Source organism: Pseudofrankia sp. EUN1h, assembly GCF_001854645.1.
Taxonomy (GTDB): Bacteria; Actinomycetota; Actinomycetes; order Frankiales; family Frankiaceae; genus Pseudofrankia; species Pseudofrankia saprophytica.
In genome coordinates, this window is the sequence record NZ_MBLN01000053.1 from 1 (window position 1) to 17,229 (window position 17,229).

Below are 17,229 nucleotides of genomic sequence, written 5' to 3' on the forward strand. Positions count from 1 at the left end.
CCCCCGGCCGACGTAGCGGCGGGCGATGGAGACCACCAGCCGCAGGTTCGCCTCGACCAGCCGGCTCTTGGCGACCTCGCCGTCCCGCTCGACCCAGGTCAGGTCCGCGCGCAGCCGGACTGCCAGGCCGGTGTCGGCAGCGAGCTTCTCGGCGGCGAACAGGCCGGCCTCGACCCGCTTGGCGAGGTCGACCTCCTCCTCGGCCGTCAGCAGCCGGACTCGGCCGATCTGGGAGAGGTACTGGCGGACACTGTCGTGCGACATCCGGTCGGCGGCCGACGCCGCGGCCGGCATCTTGCTGGCCTCCTGCTCGTCGGGCTCCTCGGCCTCGGCGGACGCGTCGAACTCGGCGTCCTCCTCGTCCTCGTCATCACCGCCCGCCGCGCGCGGGGCCGGTGTCGCCTCGGCCGGCGCCGGCGTCTTGTCGGCGTCGGCCTTGCGACGAGACGCGCCGCCTGGGGCGGCCGGCCGGCGTGACGGGCCTTTCGTGGCCTGCCGAGGGGCCTGCGCCGCCGGCTGCCYCGCGCCCTCGGCGCCGGGCTCCTGCGCTGACGGCTGCCCCGAAGACTGCGTGACAGGCTGAGTCGCGGGCTGTGTCAACGCCACCCCTCCCGAATCCTGTTGCCGGAATGACGATGATGGACCGATCTGGCGTGATCGACCGACCTACAGTAATCGCCAGAGCGACCGAGACCGGGAGATGCGCGCTCGATTTTCAAGATCGCACCTCCTCTGGCCGGTCGGCCCCGCCCGATCCGGTCGCTTCGTCGCGCCGGACTGTTGTCGGGCTCACCGCTGCTAGGCATCCAATGTATTGACCGAACTACGGTGATGTAGTATAGTGGCCAAGTTTCGCCCCCAAGGATACGACACAACTCGCGGTATGTGGGTAGCGAGGCGCCAGCCCGGTTCGACGAGGTGGTTCCCTCTCGGCTCCGTCGTTGGGGAGCGACCTGCGAACGCCTGGTGGTGGGGTTCCCGCCGATGCGCGGCGCGGATCGGCCAGGGAGGCGTTCGCCCGGTCTCATGCTCGGTGTCCGACCAACTATGCCTGGTAAACGGCCGGGTGGGGCCGCTGACCATGAGTTGGTCCCATGGAACTCCCGGCGGCGGGCGGAACAGCCCGGGTTCCCGGATGTCACGCTTCGGCTCGCTCCGATCCGCGCGGGTCGGCATGGCTGACCGGCATACTTTCGCACCTGGACGGCGGGCGGCCGGGCRGCACGCGGAGTCGACAGCACAAGGACCCCCCGCCCTACCTGGCCGGACTCGCCCATAGCGCCCATCTCCTCGCCTCCCGGCGTCACCAGGGCCGGCCAGGCCAAACCCCGACGGCGGCGTGATCGTTACGGGAGCGCAGCCATGGTCGCACGATCTCGGCTCCACCACCACAACCGCCATCTTCCCTATCGACCGGCTGATCGGGGTGTGGCGCACCGGAACACCCGGCACTCGGCAGCTCGGCGCCTGGTCGCGAACCTCTCGAACCTCTCGAACCACTCCGAGATGGTCGACGTTCCGCGCCCATGGCCCCGCGGACACCCCGCCGCGGTGAAAGACGCCTACCGGCCCGCGCCGGTTGTCGCGCTGGTCGTCAGGAGGYGGCCACCCGCTGGGAGATGCGCCAGCCTCCCGCGGTGCGGACCAGGGTGACGTCACGGCGCTCGGGGGCGGCCTGCTCCTTGTTCACGAGCACCTTGCCGCTCGCGTCCAGGATCTCGTAGGCGCCCTGTTGCTCGGTGACTCGTAGCACCACCCGGTCCTGGGTCTGTTCCCGGATCTGCAGGTCCCGGACACGCAGCGACAGCCCGGAGACATGCCCGCCCCCGCTGGCGACCTGCCGCAGCAGGGCAAGATCGGCGGCGTAGATGGCGCTGCCGGCCTCGTAGACGTTCGCCAGCGCGGATTCGTCGACCTGCTCGAACGCGCGGCCCCTGGCCGCGTCCAGGCCGGCGAGCACCGTCTCCCAGGCCTTCTCCGGTGGCTGGCTCGCCGTCGCGGGCGTGGCCGCCGACGGCCTGGGCGTGCTCCCGCTGGCCGAGACTCCAGCTCGGGGAGTAGCCGTCCCGGGAACCGGGGCACCCACCTCGTCGTGCGTGTCACCGCCCGCGGTGCTCAGCAGCACCGCGGCGACGGCGACCGCGATGAGGCCGACGATCCCCGTGAGCACGAGCAACGGGCGGGACATCCGCCCACGCCCGCGCGCCTCCCGGCTGCCCAGCCGTGCGGTGTGGGCGCGCCCCCTGCCGCTTCCGGGCCCCCGCCCGGCCCGGCCCGGCGTGGTGCTGGCGCGTCCGTCCGGCCGGGCGCCCCCCATCCGAGCGCCCGGCCGGACGTCCTGGTGCCCCGCCGCGGGAGGTCCGGGGCGGCGGAGGTCTGGTGGTTCCGGCCGGGGCAGCATCGGCAGGACGTCGACCTCCGGGTCGACGACGGCCCCCTCGACGACCGTGCTGCCCGCCCTCGGCCCGACGTCTGCGACGGGCAGGTCGTCCACGACGGGTGTGTCGACGAAGACGGCGTCGACGACGTCGTCGTCATAGCCACTGTCGTCATAGCCGCCGTCGGCGTAGCCACCATCGTCATGGTCATCGTCGTCATGGTCATCGTCCGCACGGGCGCCGCCGGCGCGCGTCTCGCGGGCGGCGCCGGCGTCGTACAGGTCGTACCCGTCGTCCTCCTCGTCCTCGTCGTCGTCCTCGCCAGGTGCGGTGCGTGCCGGGCCTGGGGCCGGGCCGGTCGTCTCGGGCCCGGTGGCCGAGGCCCGGTCGTCGCCCGTGGCCAGGATGTCGGCGCCGTCCGAGGCCGGCAGCTCCTCGCCGGGCGGCGGTACCGGCGGTGGCGGAGTGATCATCTGGACGGGGGCGGGGCGGGCGCTGTGCGCGAGCGCCGAGGCCAGCTCCGCCGCTGTGGGCCGCCTGGTCGGGTCCGGTACCAGGGCGGTCGCCACGGCGACCGCGACCGCGGCGGCGTCCGGGCCGGTCGCCCGCGCCATCGTGTCGAGCAGCAGGTCGGCGAGGTCGAACACGTCGGCCGCCGTCGTCGGCGCCGGCCCGCCGGCCGCGAGGGCGCGCAGCGCCGCGACGCCGATCCCGGCGAGCTGGGGCCGGCCGTTCGGCTCCAGCAGGATGTCGGCCGGCGTGAGCGTGCCGTGCGCGAGGCCGGCGGCATGCGCGGCCGCCAGCGCCTGCGCGGCCGGCAGACCGACCGTGACGACCTCGCCAGGATCCAGCCGTCCCCGCGCGCCGAGCAACCTGCGCAGGCTCACCGCCTCGGGCACCTGGGCCGTCACCACCGCGAGCCCGTCGTCGACCTCCTCCACCGCGAGCACCGGCACCAGGTGGGGATGGCGCAGCTGGGTGAGCCRCTGCCCGGCAGTGGCAGCCTGGCCGCGCCGGACCGGGTCGGCCGGCAGCCGGACCAGCCGCACCACACACGGCGTGGCGTCGTCGTCGAGCATCGCGGCCCAGACCTCGCCCACACCCGCGTCACCCGGCCATCCGCCGAGCGTCACTCCGGGCACCGCCGGCGGCGCGGGCGTCTCGACCTCGCGCGGCGGCCCCAGCTCGTCCGGGCCGCCGGGCGGGGGAGGGTCCGTCCCATAACCGTGCGTCGACGTCACAAACGGCGACGCTGGCCGATTGGGAAGGCGGTGTCCTGGGTTCTGCGCAAGTTGTGGATAACTTCTTGGCGCGAGGATTCACGGGACCCCGCGGATAGGTTGGTGCGAGGGCCGGACCCGCCCCCAGGACCCGTCCTCAGACTGGAGCGCAGCGGTGAACATCCTCGCGACGAGCGGCGGCTACCGCCCGGACGGCCGCTACGGGGCCCGGATCGGCCCGCTGATCCAGCACGCGATCGCGCTGTCGGACGCCGGCGACCGGCCCCGGGTGTGCCTGCTGGAGACCGCGCTCGGCGACGACTCGGCGGCCTATGCCCGCTGGTACGCGGCGATGTCGCGCGACCGACCGGACGTGCGGGCCAGCCACTTGGCGCTGTTCCCGATGCCGAATGTGGACGACGTCCGCGCGCACCTGCTCGGTCAGGACGTCATCTGGGTCGGCGGCGGAAGCGTCGCGAACCTGCTCGCGGTATGGCGCACGCACGGGCTGCCGGAGATCCTCGCCGAGGCGTGGCGGGCCGGGGTGGTGCTCGCCGGGGTGTCCGCCGGCTCGCTGTGCTGGCACGTCGGCGGCACTACCGACTCCTTCGGCCCCGACCTGCGGCCGGTGACGAACGGCCTCGCGCTGCTGCCGTTCAGCAACACCCCGCACTACGACTCCGAGGCCGCCCGCCGCCCGCTCTACCAGAAGCTCGTCGGCGACGGCGTGCTGCCCGCAGGCTGGGCCACCGACGACGGGGTCGGCCTGCATTTCCGCGGCATCGAGCTGGTCGAGGCGGTCGCCGACCGRCCGAACGCGAAGGCCTGGCGGGTCCAGCTCGGCGAGGACGGCGCGGTCGTCGAGACGGCCGTCGAACCCCGGCTGCTGTCTGACTGAGCGAGTGCCGCGGCCGGCGTAGGCTCGGACGGGTGGATGTCGTGCGGTTGTCCGTTGTGCCGTATGTCGAGGCGTGGGATCTGCAGCGTGACCTGGCGGCGAGACGGGCCGCGGGGGACGCGCCGGACACGCTGATCCTGCTGGAGCATCCGGACGTCTACACCGCCGGCCGGCGCACCGAGGCCTGGGAGCGTCCCGAGGACGACACCGAGGTCGTCGACGTCGATCGCGGCGGCAAGATCACCTGGCACGGGCCAGGCCAGCTGGTCGGCTACCCGATCGTAGCGCTGCCCCGGCCGCTCGACGTGGTCGCCTACGTCAGGGCTCTGGAGGACGCGATGATCGCCGTGTGCGCCGAGTTCGGCGTGCCGACCCACCGGGTCGAGGGGCGCTCGGGCGTCTGGACGATGGACGACCAGCGAAAGCTCGGCGCCATCGGCATCCGGGTCCGCAAGGGCGTGACGTACCACGGCATCGCACTGAACTGCTGCCCCGACCTGCGTGTCTTCGACCGGATCGTCGCCTGCGGGATCACCGACGCGAGCGCGGGCAGCCTCACCGCGGAGCTGGGCCGGACCGTCACGGTCGCCGAGGCCCGGCCGGTCGTCGAGCGGCACGTGCTCCACCACCTCGGTCATTTCCTCACCGGCGGCCGCCCTTCCGAAGGGGACGGCGCGGTCCTGGTGGCGAGCGAGTCCCCGGCGGGGGTGTCCGCATGAGTGCGGTCGCGCCGGAGGGGCGTCCGCTGCTGCGGCTGGAGGCGCGCAACGCGGCGACGCCGATCGAGCGCAAGCCGCCGTGGATCCGCACCCGGCTGCGCACCGGCCCGGAGTACAGCGACATCAAGAACCTGGTCCGTGCCGAAGGCCTGCACACGGTGTGCGAGGAGGCCGGCTGCCCCAACATCTACGAGTGCTGGGAGGACCGGGAGGCGACGTTCCTCATCGGCGGGGATGTGTGCACCCGCCGGTGCGACTTCTGCCAGATCGACTCCGGCCGGCCCACCCCGCTCGACCGGGACGAGCCGCGCCGGGTGGCCGAGTCGGTGCGCACGATGGGCCTGCGCTACGCGACCATCACCGGTGTCGCCCGCGACGATCTGCCCGACGGCGGCTCCTGGCTGTACGCGGAGACGGTCCGCGCCGTGCACGAGATGTCGCCCGGTACCGGGGTCGAGGTGCTCATCCCCGACTTCGGCGGCCGTCCCGAGCAACTGGCCGAGGTGTTCGGCGCCGCCCCCGAGGTGCTGGCGCACAACGTCGAGACCGTTCCCCGGATCTTCAAGCGGATCCGCCCGGCGTTCCGCTACGAGCGCTCGCTGGAGGTCATCACCGCCGCCCGCGCGGCGGGGCTGGTGACGAAGTCGAACCTGATCCTCGGGCTTGGCGAGACCGACGACGAGGTCGAGACGGCGATGGCCGACCTGGTCGCCGCCGGCTGCGACCTGCTGACCGTCACCCAGTACCTGCGGCCCACTCCGCGTCACCACCCGGTGGAGCGCTGGGTCAGGCCGGAGGAGTTCGTGGCATGGGCGGAGCGCGGCGAACAGATGGGCTTCGCCGGGGTGCTCGCCGGCCCGCTCGTCCGGTCGTCCTACCGCGCCGGCCGCCTCTACCAGCAGGCGATAGCGGCCCGTGGCCAGTCCCCGGCCACGATGGCCCCCACCTCCTGATCCGGACGCCGGCCGGGACGGCCCACCGCCGACCGGCCAGCCGCTACTGAAGATCTCCCCAGGACCGCGGCTCGGGTCGTGACCTGGTGGGCTCGTCGGAGCCCTGACCCCGACGAGCACACCAGGTCCCCGACGGCTGCCGGAGTCGGGAGTTGCCGGGCGAGGGCGAGGGCGCGRACCATACCTGACGGTGTGTCAGATGATCAATATCGGGTTTCGTGCGGAGTTTGCGCGTTGACGAGCCGGGTCCGCGGTCCACGTGTCGGTGCGGTTCCTGATTGACCATCAGATTTGCCATGGGTACGGTTCCCGTCCACCGGGGCAGGCGACGTGGGCTCCGGTGGGGCCGCCACCTCGGCATCGTTGGGTTGTCCGCGAGGGTCGGCCGCGTGGCGTAACGGTGTTCCCCTCGTGAAGGACGTGCCATGGAGAGATCGTCCCGATTACCCCGCTTGCGATGTCTCGGCGTCTTGGTCGTGTCGGCCGTCCTGGCCGCTGCCTGCGCCTCAGGCAACCGCGGCGCGAATCCCGAGGGGAGCGGCGGCGTGTCCGCCGCCGCCTCGGGCAGCGCCGCGCCGGCGTCCCAGACCTTCGGCGACCTGCCGAGCCCGTGCGGTCCGGGAGCCGCGAAGGGCGCGACGGACCAGGGTGTCACCGACACCGCCATCAACATCGCCTACGGCGACGACCGTGGCTTCACCGGCAGCCCCGGCCTGTCCCACGAGGTCGGTGACGCCGTCAAGGCGATGATCGGCTGGTGCAACGAGCAGGGCGGGATCAACGGCCGCGAGATCGTGGGCAAGTTCTACGACGCCAAGATCACCGAGACCAACAACGTGATGACCGAGGCGTGCGCCTCGGCGTTCATGCTCGTCGGCCAGGGGTGGGCGCTCGACTCCACTGGTGAGCAGACCCGGGTCAACTGCAACCTCGTGTCGGTCGAGACCTACTCGGTGAGCCCGGAGTTCGCCAACGGTCCCATGCAGTTCGAGGCCGTGCCGAACCCGGCCGACGAGACGGTCGGGGCGTTCTTCTCCCAGTTCGCCAAGCTCTACCCGGACAAGGTCCGGAAGGCTGCCCAGTACACCACGACGCTCGCGACCGAGAACTACTCGAACAGGCGTGGGGTCGTGACCGCCCAGCAGTTCGGCTGGAACTGGCTGCCCTGCACGCAGACGGTCAACTACTTCGGCGAGCCGGACTACAAGCCGTTCATGCAGAAGCTGAAGGACTGCGGGGCGGAGGTCGTCTGGTTCAACCTTTCCGCCGGACCGCAGCTGTACAACGCCCTGCAGGCCGCCAACCAGGTCGGTTTCCACCCGCTCTGGATCACCGAGACCAACAACTACGTCAAGGGTTTCGCCGACTTCAACTCCAACGGCCTGGCCGACAACGTCTTCGTCCGTACGGCCTACATCCCGATGGAGCAGGCCGACCAGTTCCCGGCGGTCAAGAAGTACATCGACGTCGTCAGGGCTGACGGCGGTGACGTCAGCCAGCTGGGGATGCAGGCGACCTCGTCCTTCCTGCTGTGGGCGACCGCGGCGAAGAAGTGCGGGTCGACGCTCACCAGGCAGTGCATGGTCAACGAGCTCTCGAAGATCCACGACTGGACCGGCGGTGGCATGCACGCGGCGACCGACCCGGGCGGGAACCATGGCCCGACCTGCGGCATGCTGCTGCGGCTGCAGGGCACGAAGTACGTCCAGGTGTACCCGCAGAAGACCGGGACCTTCGACTGCTCCCCGAGCTACACCGTGAAACTGCCGGCCGACTTCGTGACCGTGAAGCTCAACTCCGACCGGATCGCCCTGAACTACCTGACCGACAAGGCCATCAAGCCGCAGAGCTAGCCGCAGACCTGAGGRCTGTCTGAGGGCCTCCGGGGGCGCAAGGCCTGGCCATCTTCGCGCCCCCCTCTGGCCATGGCTGCGTCCGCGGCGGCTGTCCCCGAGTGGTCCCCGCCCGCCCTGCCCCGCGGGCGGTGGGCCAGTCGACAAAAAACGGTCACTCGAGACGGGTTGGTTCAGGAGTGGACCAGTTTCTGCAGTACACGATCCTCGGCCTGGTGCTGGGCGGTATCTATGGAATCGCCGCCTCGGGCCTGGTCCTGACATGCACCACGTCCGGCATCTTCAACTTCGGTCACGGCTCGATCGCGATGCTGTCGGCATTTGTCTACTGGCAGGTCCGGTTCGGCTGGAACTGGCCGGCCCCGCTGGCGCTCGTCGCCGTCCTTGGCGTGTTCGCGCCGGCACTTGGCGCGTTGCTCCATCTGTCGATCATGCGGGGTCTGCGGGATACGACGGAGATCACGAGGATCACGGTGACGGTCGCACTGACCGTCGGCTCGCTCGCCCTGGCGAACTGGATCTGGGACCCGACCGTCCCTCGACGGTTCGACTACTTCTTCGGCCCCACCCACCAGGTCGACATCGCCGGCAGCCACATCACCTACCACGAGCTACTCGCGCTCGCCGCGGCCGTGATGATCGCGGTGGGACTGCGCTTCTTCTTCTACCGGACCCGCACGGGCGTCGGCATGCGCGCCGTCGTCGACGACCCGCCGCTGCTGCAGCTGACCGGGGGCCGCCCGGAGCGCCTGGCGACGATGTCCTGGGCGCTTGGCGCCATGCTCGCGGCGCTCGCCGGCATCCTGATCACACCGATCCTGGGCGGCTCGCTCGACCCGAACGCGCTCACCCTGCTGGTCATCGACGCCTTCGCCGCCGCCGTCTTCGGCCGGCTGCGCAGCGTGCCGCTGACCTTCCTCGGCGCCGTGGTGCTGGGTCTGGCGAACAACTACGTGCTGGCGTACTTCCCGAGCCAGCGATGGACGTGGACGTCGAACTTCCGCATCTCGCTGCCGATGATCCTGCTCTTCGTCGTGCTCCTCTGGCTGCCGCAGGATCGGCTGCGCGGCGGGACGATCACCAGGGCACGGGAACGGTTCCGGGTCCCGACCATGCGGATGGCCCTGATCTGGGCGGTGGTCCTGGTCGTCGGCATGTTCCTTCTCAAGGCGATCATGGCTCCGACCGTCGTCAACACGATGGTCACCGGTATGACCTTCGCGATCATCGCGCTGTCGCTGGTCCCGCTGACCGGATACGCGGGGGAGATCAACCTGGCCCCGGTGTCCTTCGGCGCCATCGGAACGATCATCGCTTATCACTACGGCATCACCGGCAGCGGGCCGGACACCCGGATGACGGTCTGGGGCCTGCTGCTCGCGGCCGTGGTGTGCACGGTGGTCGGCGCGCTCGTCGCGCTGCCAGCGCTGCGCCTGCGCGGGCTCTACCTGGCCCTGGCCACGATGGCCTTCGGTGTGTTCGTCTCGACGATGGTCGTCGCGGACACGGTCCCCCGAGTGCTGCCGCTGCTGCACCTCAAGTTCTCGATCTTCCCGAACGGGACCCTCAACGTCCCGCGCCCGAGACTGGGCGTGATCGACCTGGCCAACGGCGGGACGTTCCTGATGGTCGTCACCATCCTGTTCGCGGTGCTCGGCGTGCTCATGGTCGCGCTACGGCGCAGCGGCTATGGGCACCGCCTGGTGGCGCTGAAGGACAGCCCGGCGGCCTGCGCCACGCTGGGGCAGAACCCCGTCCGCCTCAAGCTCTCGGTCTTCATGCTCTCGGCCGCGATCGCGGGCCTTGGCGGCGCCCTGATGTCGTCGGCGCTGGTATCCGTCAACCCCGACCGGTTCACCATCTTCGTCAGCCTCGGGCTGGTCATGACCGTGGTCGTCGCGGGCATCGGATACGTCAGCKGGGCGCTCGCCGGTGGCCTCCTTGCCGGCGTCGGCTTCGTGGCCCTGCAGAACGTGTTCGACAAGGTCGRCACGGACCACAGCTCCCTGCACGACCTGTTCTCGTTCCTGAGCCAGTTCTCGACCGTGCTGCCGGCGCTGATCGGCATCAGCCTGTCCCGCAGTCCGACCGGCTTCGTCAACGACATCATCGAGACCTTCGCGGTCTTCAGACGTGCCCGCGTCATGCTCGGCGCCGGGCTGGCGCTGCAGGCAGCCATCTACCTGCTGGCGTACACCGACACGACCAGCAACTGGTGGCTCGTCGCGCTGAGCGTCCTGCTGTGGGGGATCTGGCCACGGATCACGCCGCTGGTGACCGACCGGTTGGTCCCCGCCGCGCGGGCCAGGGTGGCCGGGCCGTCCACCGCCGGTTCGGGCGAGGCGCCGCTGGAGCTCGTCGGCGTGGACGTCCCCTTCACACCCGAGCATCTCGCGCTGCTGGACCGCACCCTTGGGCTGCCCGGGACGCCGGTCGTGCGGGCCGTGCCGGCCGCGCGACTCGAGCCCACCCGTTCGCCCGAAGCAGTAGGGGAGGCCCGTCATGGCCTTGCTTGAGACGGACGCCATCACGGTCCGGTTCGGCGGCAACATCGCCCTGGACGACGTCTCGATCTCCGTCGAGCCAGGCCGGGTGACCGGCCTCATCGGCCCGAACGGAGCCGGCAAGACCACCCTGTTCAACGTCGTCACCGGGCTGCTCGCCCCCACCCACGGGCGGGTGCTCGTCGACGGCGCCGACGTGACCGACGTGGCGCCCTACAGGCGGGCGCACCGCGGCCTCGCCCGCACCTTCCAGCGCCTCGAACCGTTCGTGTCGCTGTCCGTCCGGGACAACGTCCGGGTCGCCGGCCAGATACGCAACACGTGGCGGCGCGGCGGGCGCATCGACGTCGACAGGGAGACCGGCCGGGTCCTCGACCTCGTCGGTCTGACCAGCGTCGCCGACCGGGACGTGGCCGAGCTGCCCACGGGCCAGGCGCGCCTGGTCGAGCTCGGCCGCGCGCTGATGACCGGGCCGGGGGTGCTGCTGCTGGACGAGCCCGCCTCCGGCCAGACCGAGCAGGAGACCGACGCGTTCGGGCGTCTCCTGCGCCGGCTCGCCCAGGAGGACGGCATCGCCATCTGCCTCGTCGAGCACGACGTCGGCCTGGTGATGGACGTGTGTTCGATGATCTACGTGCTGGACTACGGGAAGGTCATCGCCTCAGGGCCGCCGGAGGTGGTCCGCGTCGACCCGGTCGTCATCGACGCCTACCTGGGTTCGGCCGAGGAGGACGCCGCGTGAGCGGGACGGATGTCCTGCCGGAGGCGGAGGCGGCGGGGGCCGGGCTCGGGGCGGGCGCGGGTGGCGCGCCGCCGCTGCTGGAGCTGACCGGGGTCCGCGCCGGGTACGGCCCGATCGAGGTCCTGCACGGGGTGGACCTCGCGGTGGCCGCCGGCTCCGTGGTCGCCCTGCTCGGGCCGAACGGCGCTGGCAAGACCACCACGCTGAGCGTCTGTTGCGGGCTGCTCCGGCCGGCGAGCGGACAGCTGCGGCTCGCCGGCCGCGACGTCACCGGAGCGTCCGCCGAAGCGCTGGCGCGGCTCGGGGTGTGCACGATCCCCGAGCGCCGCGGGATCTTCCCGAACCTCACGGTCCGGGAGAATCTGTGGATGATGTCGCAGGCCGGCACGTCGCTGGCGGACCTCGAGGAGGTCGCCTACGCCCGTTTCCCGGTTCTCGGCCAGCGCCGCGGTCAGCTGGCCGGCACGCTGTCCGGCGGCCAGCAGCAGATGCTGGCGCTGACCAGGGCGCTCGGGACCAACCCGGCGGTCCTGCTGCTGGACGAGCTCTCGATGGGGCTGGCCCCCCGGGTCGTCCGCGAGCTCTACGAGATCGTCGGCCGGCTGGCGGCGGAGGGCATGTCGATTCTCATCGTCGAGCAGTTCGCCCGCACCGTTCTGCCCATCGCCGACCAGGTGGCCCTCATGCTCCATGGCCGGATCGTCGACGTCGGTGCACCGTCAGAGGTGGAGGAAATTCTCCCCGCCTCGTACCTGGGAGCGTGAGGCAACGATGGAACAAGGCCGGATCGACCAGTTCAAGGCCGACGTGTCCAGGCTGAAGGTGCGGACCGGGGACGGTCGCCGGGACGGCGTCCTGCAGATCGTCGGCATCGCCCTCATGGTCGTCGGCATCGTCGTCGACCTCGTGGTGTACACATCGTCCCGCAACCTGAACGATCCCCGCGACATCCAGTCGGACATCATCCTGGCCATCGCGTTCCTCGCGGTCGCCGGCGCCGGCGCGGCGCTGTTCCTCTACGCCTCGCTGGCGAGGTTCCTGCGGTTCTGGCTGCTGCGCCAGGTCTACGAGTCGCAGAGCCAGATCGACCAGGTGGTCGCCGTCTTCCAGCCCCGCCGGTCGGAGGCGGGGCCCGGGGTGGCTGACACCGGGGCGCCGGTCGCGGTCACCGCTGTCCCGCCCGACGGGCGGGACAAGGCCTCCGGCGACTCGGTCGCCGCCAGCGTCAGCTGAGGCGCGGGGCGCGGGCGGGTCACGAGACGTTCGCCAGCCGCGTGCCTCCGGCGGAGGAAGCAGCGAGCCCTGCGCACCGAAGGGTGCGCAGGGCCCGGGCTGTCTGGCGAGGTGCTAGTGGCCGAGCTCGCCCTCGAAGGCGCCCTCCTCCAGGCGGGCCTTGATCGTGTTGAGGAAGCGGGCGGCGTCGGCGCCGTCGACGATCCGGTGGTCGTAGGTCAGCGACAGGTACACCGTCGAGCGAACGGCGATCACCTCGCCGAGGTTCGGGTCCTCGATGACGGCCGGGCGCTTGACGACGGCGCCGGTGCCGAGGATGCCGACCTGCGGCTGGTTGATGATCGGCGTGTCGATCAGCGCGCCCCGGCTGCCGGTGTTGGTCAGCGTGAAGGTGCCGCCGCCCAGCTCGTCGGGAGAGACCTGGTTCGCCCGGGTCCGCTTCGCCAGGTCGTCGATCTTGCGAGCCATCCCGGCGAGGTTCAGGTCACCGGCATTGTGGATCACGGGCACGAGCAGGCCGCGATCGCTGTCCACCGCGATGCCCAGGTGCTCGACGTCGTAGTAGGTGATCGTGCCGGCCTCGGTGTCGACGCTGGAGTTGAGCACTGGGTGCGCGCGCAGCGCCTCGCAGGCGGCCACCGCGAAGAACGGCAGGAACGACAGCTTGACGCCCTCGCGGGCGAGGAACGCGTCCTTCGCCTGCGCGCGCAGCCGGGCGATCTTCGTGACGTCGACCTCGACGATCGTGGTCAGCTGGGCGCTGATCTGCAGCGACTCCACCATGCGGCGGGCGATGACCGAGCGCAGCCGGGACAGCTTCTCGGTCTTGCCCCGCAGCGCCGGCACCGGGGCCGCGGGGGCGGCCGGGCGGGCCGGGGCGGGCGCCGTGGCGGCCGGAGCCGGGGCCGGGGCGACCTTGGGAGCTGGCGCGGCCGCCGGGGCTGGCGCGGGCGTCTCGGCCGGCGCGGGTGCCGCCGATCGGGCGGCGTCCAGGATGTCCTGCTTGCTGATGCGACCGCCGGGGCCTGAGCCGGTGACCGAGCCCAGGTCGACGCCCAGCTCGCCGGCCATCTTGCGCACCAGCGGGGTCACGTAGCGAGCCTCGCCGTTGGACGAGGGCGCCGGGACGGCCGCCACCGGGGCGGGAGCAGGCGGCGGCGCGGCCGGGGCCGGTGGCGGGGTGGCGGCGACAGGTGCCGGCGCCGGAGCGGGAGCGGGAGCGGGCGCAGGGGTCGGCGCTGGCGGCGGGGGCGGGGGAGCTGCCGCCGGGGCCGGCTCGGGCGCGGCGGCGGCGGCGGGGGCGGCCGGAGCCGCGGCCCCGCCGGCGCCGTCCTCGATCACCGCGAGCTCGACGCCGACCTCGACGGTCTCGTCCTCGGCGACCTTGATCGAGGCGAGCACGCCGGAGGCCGGCGCCGGGATCTCGGTGTCGACCTTGTCGGTGCTGACCTCGAGGAGGGGCTCGTCGGCCTCGACGCGCTCCCCCTCCTGCTTGAGCCACCGGGTGACCGTGCCCTCGGACACGCTCTCGCCCAGGCGGGGCATCGTGACGGATACAGACATGCCTGCGGGACTCCTTCATGGTGCCCGCACGGTGCCCGCCGCCCCTTCGCCCGGCCGGCGTCTCGGCATCGCCCCGCTCGCCTGCCGCCGACCGGGGAGGGCCGTGGTCGGCGGGCAGACGGGCGGCATGGTGCCGCGACGCCGGGCGGGCGTCCGCGGGTCGGCGGTACGCCTGCGGGACGCGTGCCGGCACTGGCCGAGGCCAGGTGCCGTGCCTGGCTGGTTGCGGTGCGGCGGCGGGGCGCCGGGGTCCCGCGTGAGCGGGGATGCGCCCGGCGCCGGCCGTTCAGTCGTGCAGGTGCAGCGGCTTGCCGGCCAGGGCGAGGTGGGCCTCGCCGAGCGCCTCCGACATGGTCGGATGTGGGTGGATCAGCTGGGCGACGTCCGACGGGTACGCCTCCCAGTTCGTGATCAGCTGTGCCTCGGCGATCAGCTCGCCGACCCGGTCGCCGACCATGTGCACGCCGACCACCGGCCCGTCCTTGACGGCGATGACCGTGACCGCGCCGGCGGTCTTCAGGATCTGGGACTTCCCGTTGCCCGCGAGGTTGTAGGTCACCGAGGTGACCGCGTCCGCGCCGAACCGCTCCTTCGCGACCGCGAGCGTCACGCCGACCGAGGCCACCTCCGGGGAGGAGTACGTGACCCGGGGGACGTTGTCGTAGTCGATCGGCACCGGGTTCAGCCCGGCGAGCTGCTCGGCGACGAAGATGCCCTCGGCGAAGCCGACGTGCGCGAGCTGCAGGCCCGGACGCAGGTCGCCGATCGCCGAGATCGTCGGGATGTTGGTCCGCAGGTCGCGGTCGACGAGCACGAAGCCCCGCTCGATCGCGACGCCGACCTCGTCGTAGCCGAGCCCCTCGGAGACCGGGCCGCGGCCGACCGCGACGAGCAGCAGCTCGGCGTCCAGTGTCGAGCCGTCCTCCAGCGACACGGTCACGCCGTGGTCGGTGGTCTTCACCCCGGCGAACCGGGTCTTGAGCTTGAACTTGATGCCACGGCGGCGGAAGCCCCGCTCCAGCAGCTTCGAGCTGGACTCGTCCTCCAGCGGCACCAGATGCGGCAGGGCCTCGACGATCGTGACGTCGGCGCCGTAGGAGCGCCAGACCGACGCGAACTCGCAGCCGATCACGCCGCCGCCGAGCACGATGACCGAGCTGGGCACCCGGTCCAGCCGCAGCGCGTCCTCGCTGGCGATGACCTTCTCGTGGTCGATCTCCAGGCCGGGAAGGGACCGCGAGTAGGAACCCGTGGCCAGGATCACGTGCCGGCCCTCGATGACCCGGCCGTCGACGGCGACCGCCGTCGGGGAGACCAGCCGGCCCTCGCCGGCGACGACCTCGATGCCTCGTGCCTTGATGAGTCCCGTCAGGCCCTTGAACAGGCCGCCGACGACCGACTCCTTGTACGCGTTGACCTTGGCCATGTCGACACCGTTGAGGGTCGACAGGATGCCGAAGGTCTCGCTCTCGTGGATGTTGTCCACGATCTCCGCCGAGTGCAGCAGTGCCTTCGTCGGGATGCACCCGCGGTGGAGGCACGTGCCGCCGAGCTTGTCCTTCTCGACCAGGACAACGCTCAGTCCGAGCTCGGCGGCGCGCAGCGCGGCGGCGTATCCGCCGCTGCCGCCACCGAGGATGACAAGGTCGACGGGACCGGCCGCAGATTCTGCCACGCCAGGGGCCCCTTCTCGTTACTCGTAGCCAGCAAGGCCGCGCGGGCCGCGATCATGGTGATCCGCGTGCCCTGCCACCCGTGCGGGACCGCCGATGGTCCCGGCTGCCCAGTCTTTCACGGCATGGCCGCCTGTCGGGCATGATGTCGGCCCGTGCGAAGGGTCACGCCGCCCTGATCGGCAACTGTTGTCCGGGCAACCAGCTGTGGAACGAGCGGCGAGAGCCGCGTATGCCCCGTCGGACGGCACGGCCGCCGGCGCCCGGCGCGCCTCAGCACGCCGGGCCGCCGTGCCCCCTACTTGGGCGACGACGGGACGAAAGGCGGACGCACCACCGTCATCGTCGACCGCCGCCCGCGCACGTCCACGCCGACCTCGTCACCCTCCTGCACGGAGCGGTCGAGCAGCGCGAGGCCGATGCCGACCCGCAGGGTCGGCGAGAACGTGCCGCTGGTGACCTCGCCCACATCGGCGCCGGCGGCGTCGAGCACGCGCATGTGCGGCCGGGGAATCCCGCGGTCGGTGGCCTTCAGGCCCCACAGCAGGTGCGTCGCCCCCGCGGCCCGCTCGGCGAGCAGCGCTTCCCGGCCCCAGAACGCCTCCTTGCCCCAGCCGACCGCCCAGCCGGACCGTGCCCGCACCGGACTGATCGACAGCGACAGGTCCTGGCCGTGCAGCGGATAGCCCATCTCGGTGCGCAGCGTGTCCCGCGCGCCCAGGCCGCAGGCCCGCCCGCCGAGGCCAGCGGCGACGGCGAGCAGCTCGTCCCACAGCTCGACCGCGTCGCCCCAGCGGGGCAGCAGCTCGTAGCCGCGTTCGCCGGTGTAGCCGGAGCGGCACACGACGACAGGCCGGCCCTTCCACTCGGCGTCGCGGAACGACATGTAGTCGCCCTCGGCCGGCAGGCCCAGGGCCGCGAGCACCTCGGGCGCGCGGGGGCCCTGCACGGCGAGCACGCCGTAGGCGTCGTGCAGGCCGGTGACGGCGAGCCCGGGCGGCGCGGCGGCGGCGAGCCGGCGCACCACCTCCGCGGTGTTCGCCGCGTTCGGCACCAGGAAGACGTCGTCGTCGCCGTAGAGGTACGCGATCAGGTCGTCGACGACGCCACCGGACTCGTCACAGCACAGCGTGTACTGCGCCTGCCCCGGGCTGATACGGCCGAGGTCGTTGGTGAGGGTGGCGTTGACGAAGGCGGCGGCGCCGGAGCCGGTGACCCTGGCCTTGCCGAGGTGGCTCACGTCGAACACGCCGACGGCCTCGCGGACGGCCCTGTGCTCGGCGAGCACCCCGCCGCCGCTGTACTCGATCGGCATCTCCCAGCCGCCGAACGAGGCGAGCTTGGCGCCAGCGTCGACGTGCCGCTCGAACAGCGGCGTGCGCAGCAGCGTGGCGCCGTCGGGGGTCTCGGGGACCTCGGGGATCTCGGGATGCTCGGCCATGCCACCGCAGCGTAGTGGCGGTCGTCGGGAAGGACGTGTCGGTGGCCGTCCG

General features: G+C 72.1%; 13 protein-coding genes. 8 read left to right on the forward strand and 5 right to left on the reverse strand.

Features of this window, described 5'->3' with window-relative positions; genetic code table 11:
- Together BCD49_RS17900 and BCD49_RS17905 are read right to left on the reverse strand one after the other, a co-directional pair.
- Positions 1-606, reverse strand: a 606-nt coding sequence (locus BCD49_RS17900) for a sigma-70 factor domain-containing protein (RefSeq protein WP_274535048.1), incomplete at its 3' end; no start/stop codon positions are given.
- A gap of 988 nt (positions 607-1,594) precedes the next feature.
- Positions 1,595-3,619, reverse strand: a complete 2,025-nt coding sequence (locus tag BCD49_RS17905) for a hypothetical protein (protein WP_071041705.1) — start codon at positions 3,617-3,619, stop codon at positions 1,595-1,597.
- A 154-nt stretch (positions 3,620-3,773) separates the two neighbouring features.
- On the opposite strand from BCD49_RS17905, the gene BCD49_RS17910 reads away from it, so the two are divergent.
- The 8 genes from BCD49_RS17910 (at position 3,774) to BCD49_RS17945 (ending at position 12,500) form a co-directional block, all read left to right on the forward strand.
- Positions 3,774-4,496: a peptidase E gene (locus tag BCD49_RS17910; RefSeq protein ID WP_007516905.1), complete on the forward strand. Its 723-nt coding sequence runs from the start codon at positions 3,774-3,776 to the stop codon at positions 4,494-4,496.
- Positions 4,497-4,528: 32 nt separating this feature from the next.
- Positions 4,529-5,215 (forward strand): lipoyl(octanoyl) transferase LipB, encoded by a 687-nt coding sequence (gene lipB, locus BCD49_RS17915; protein WP_027141335.1) that lies wholly within the window; start codon positions 4,529-4,531, stop codon positions 5,213-5,215.
- Positions 5,212-6,168 carry a lipoyl synthase gene (lipA, locus tag BCD49_RS17920; RefSeq protein WP_007516909.1) on the forward strand — a complete coding sequence of 319 codons (957 nt, stop codon included), beginning with the start codon at positions 5,212-5,214 and terminating at the stop codon, positions 6,166-6,168. The genes lipB and lipA overlap by 4 nt, the downstream gene beginning before the upstream one ends.
- Positions 6,169-6,713: 545 nt before the next feature.
- Entirely contained in the window at positions 6,714-8,021 is a 1,308-nt protein-coding gene (locus BCD49_RS17925) for an ABC transporter substrate-binding protein (RefSeq protein WP_232794392.1), read from the forward strand.
- Between the two features lie 179 nt (positions 8,022-8,200).
- Positions 8,201-10,537: a branched-chain amino acid ABC transporter permease gene (locus BCD49_RS17930; protein ID WP_071041706.1), complete on the forward strand. Its 2,337-nt coding sequence runs from the start codon at positions 8,201-8,203 to the stop codon at positions 10,535-10,537.
- Complete coding sequence (locus BCD49_RS17935; RefSeq protein WP_007516914.1) at positions 10,524-11,267, forward strand: ABC transporter ATP-binding protein; 744 nt, start codon at positions 10,524-10,526, stop codon at positions 11,265-11,267. The genes BCD49_RS17930 and BCD49_RS17935 overlap by 14 nt, the downstream gene beginning before the upstream one ends.
- A 14-nt stretch (positions 11,268-11,281) precedes the next feature.
- Positions 11,282-12,031, forward strand: coding sequence for an ABC transporter ATP-binding protein (locus BCD49_RS17940; RefSeq protein WP_051467648.1), 750 nt, complete (start codon positions 11,282-11,284; stop codon positions 12,029-12,031).
- Between the two features lie 7 nt (positions 12,032-12,038).
- Positions 12,039-12,500: a hypothetical protein gene (locus BCD49_RS17945; protein ID WP_007516917.1), complete on the forward strand. Its 462-nt coding sequence runs from the start codon at positions 12,039-12,041 to the stop codon at positions 12,498-12,500.
- Between the two features lie 114 nt (positions 12,501-12,614).
- Here BCD49_RS17945 and sucB read toward each other — a convergent pair whose 3' ends face one another.
- The 3 genes from sucB to gcvT form a co-directional block, all read right to left on the reverse strand.
- On the reverse strand, positions 12,615-14,063 hold the full coding sequence (gene sucB, locus BCD49_RS17950; RefSeq protein WP_071041707.1) for a 2-oxoglutarate dehydrogenase, E2 component, dihydrolipoamide succinyltransferase: 1,449 nt from the start codon (positions 14,061-14,063) through the stop codon (positions 12,615-12,617).
- A 286-nt stretch (positions 14,064-14,349) separates the two neighbouring features.
- Positions 14,350-15,738, reverse strand: a complete 1,389-nt coding sequence (gene lpdA, locus BCD49_RS17955) for a dihydrolipoyl dehydrogenase (RefSeq protein ID WP_007516262.1) — start codon at positions 15,736-15,738, stop codon at positions 14,350-14,352.
- Positions 15,739-16,034: 296 nt separating this feature from the next.
- Entirely contained in the window at positions 16,035-17,177 is a 1,143-nt protein-coding gene (gcvT, locus tag BCD49_RS17960) for a glycine cleavage system aminomethyltransferase GcvT (RefSeq protein WP_007516263.1), read from the reverse strand.
- Between the last annotated feature and the right edge of the window lie 52 nt (positions 17,178-17,229).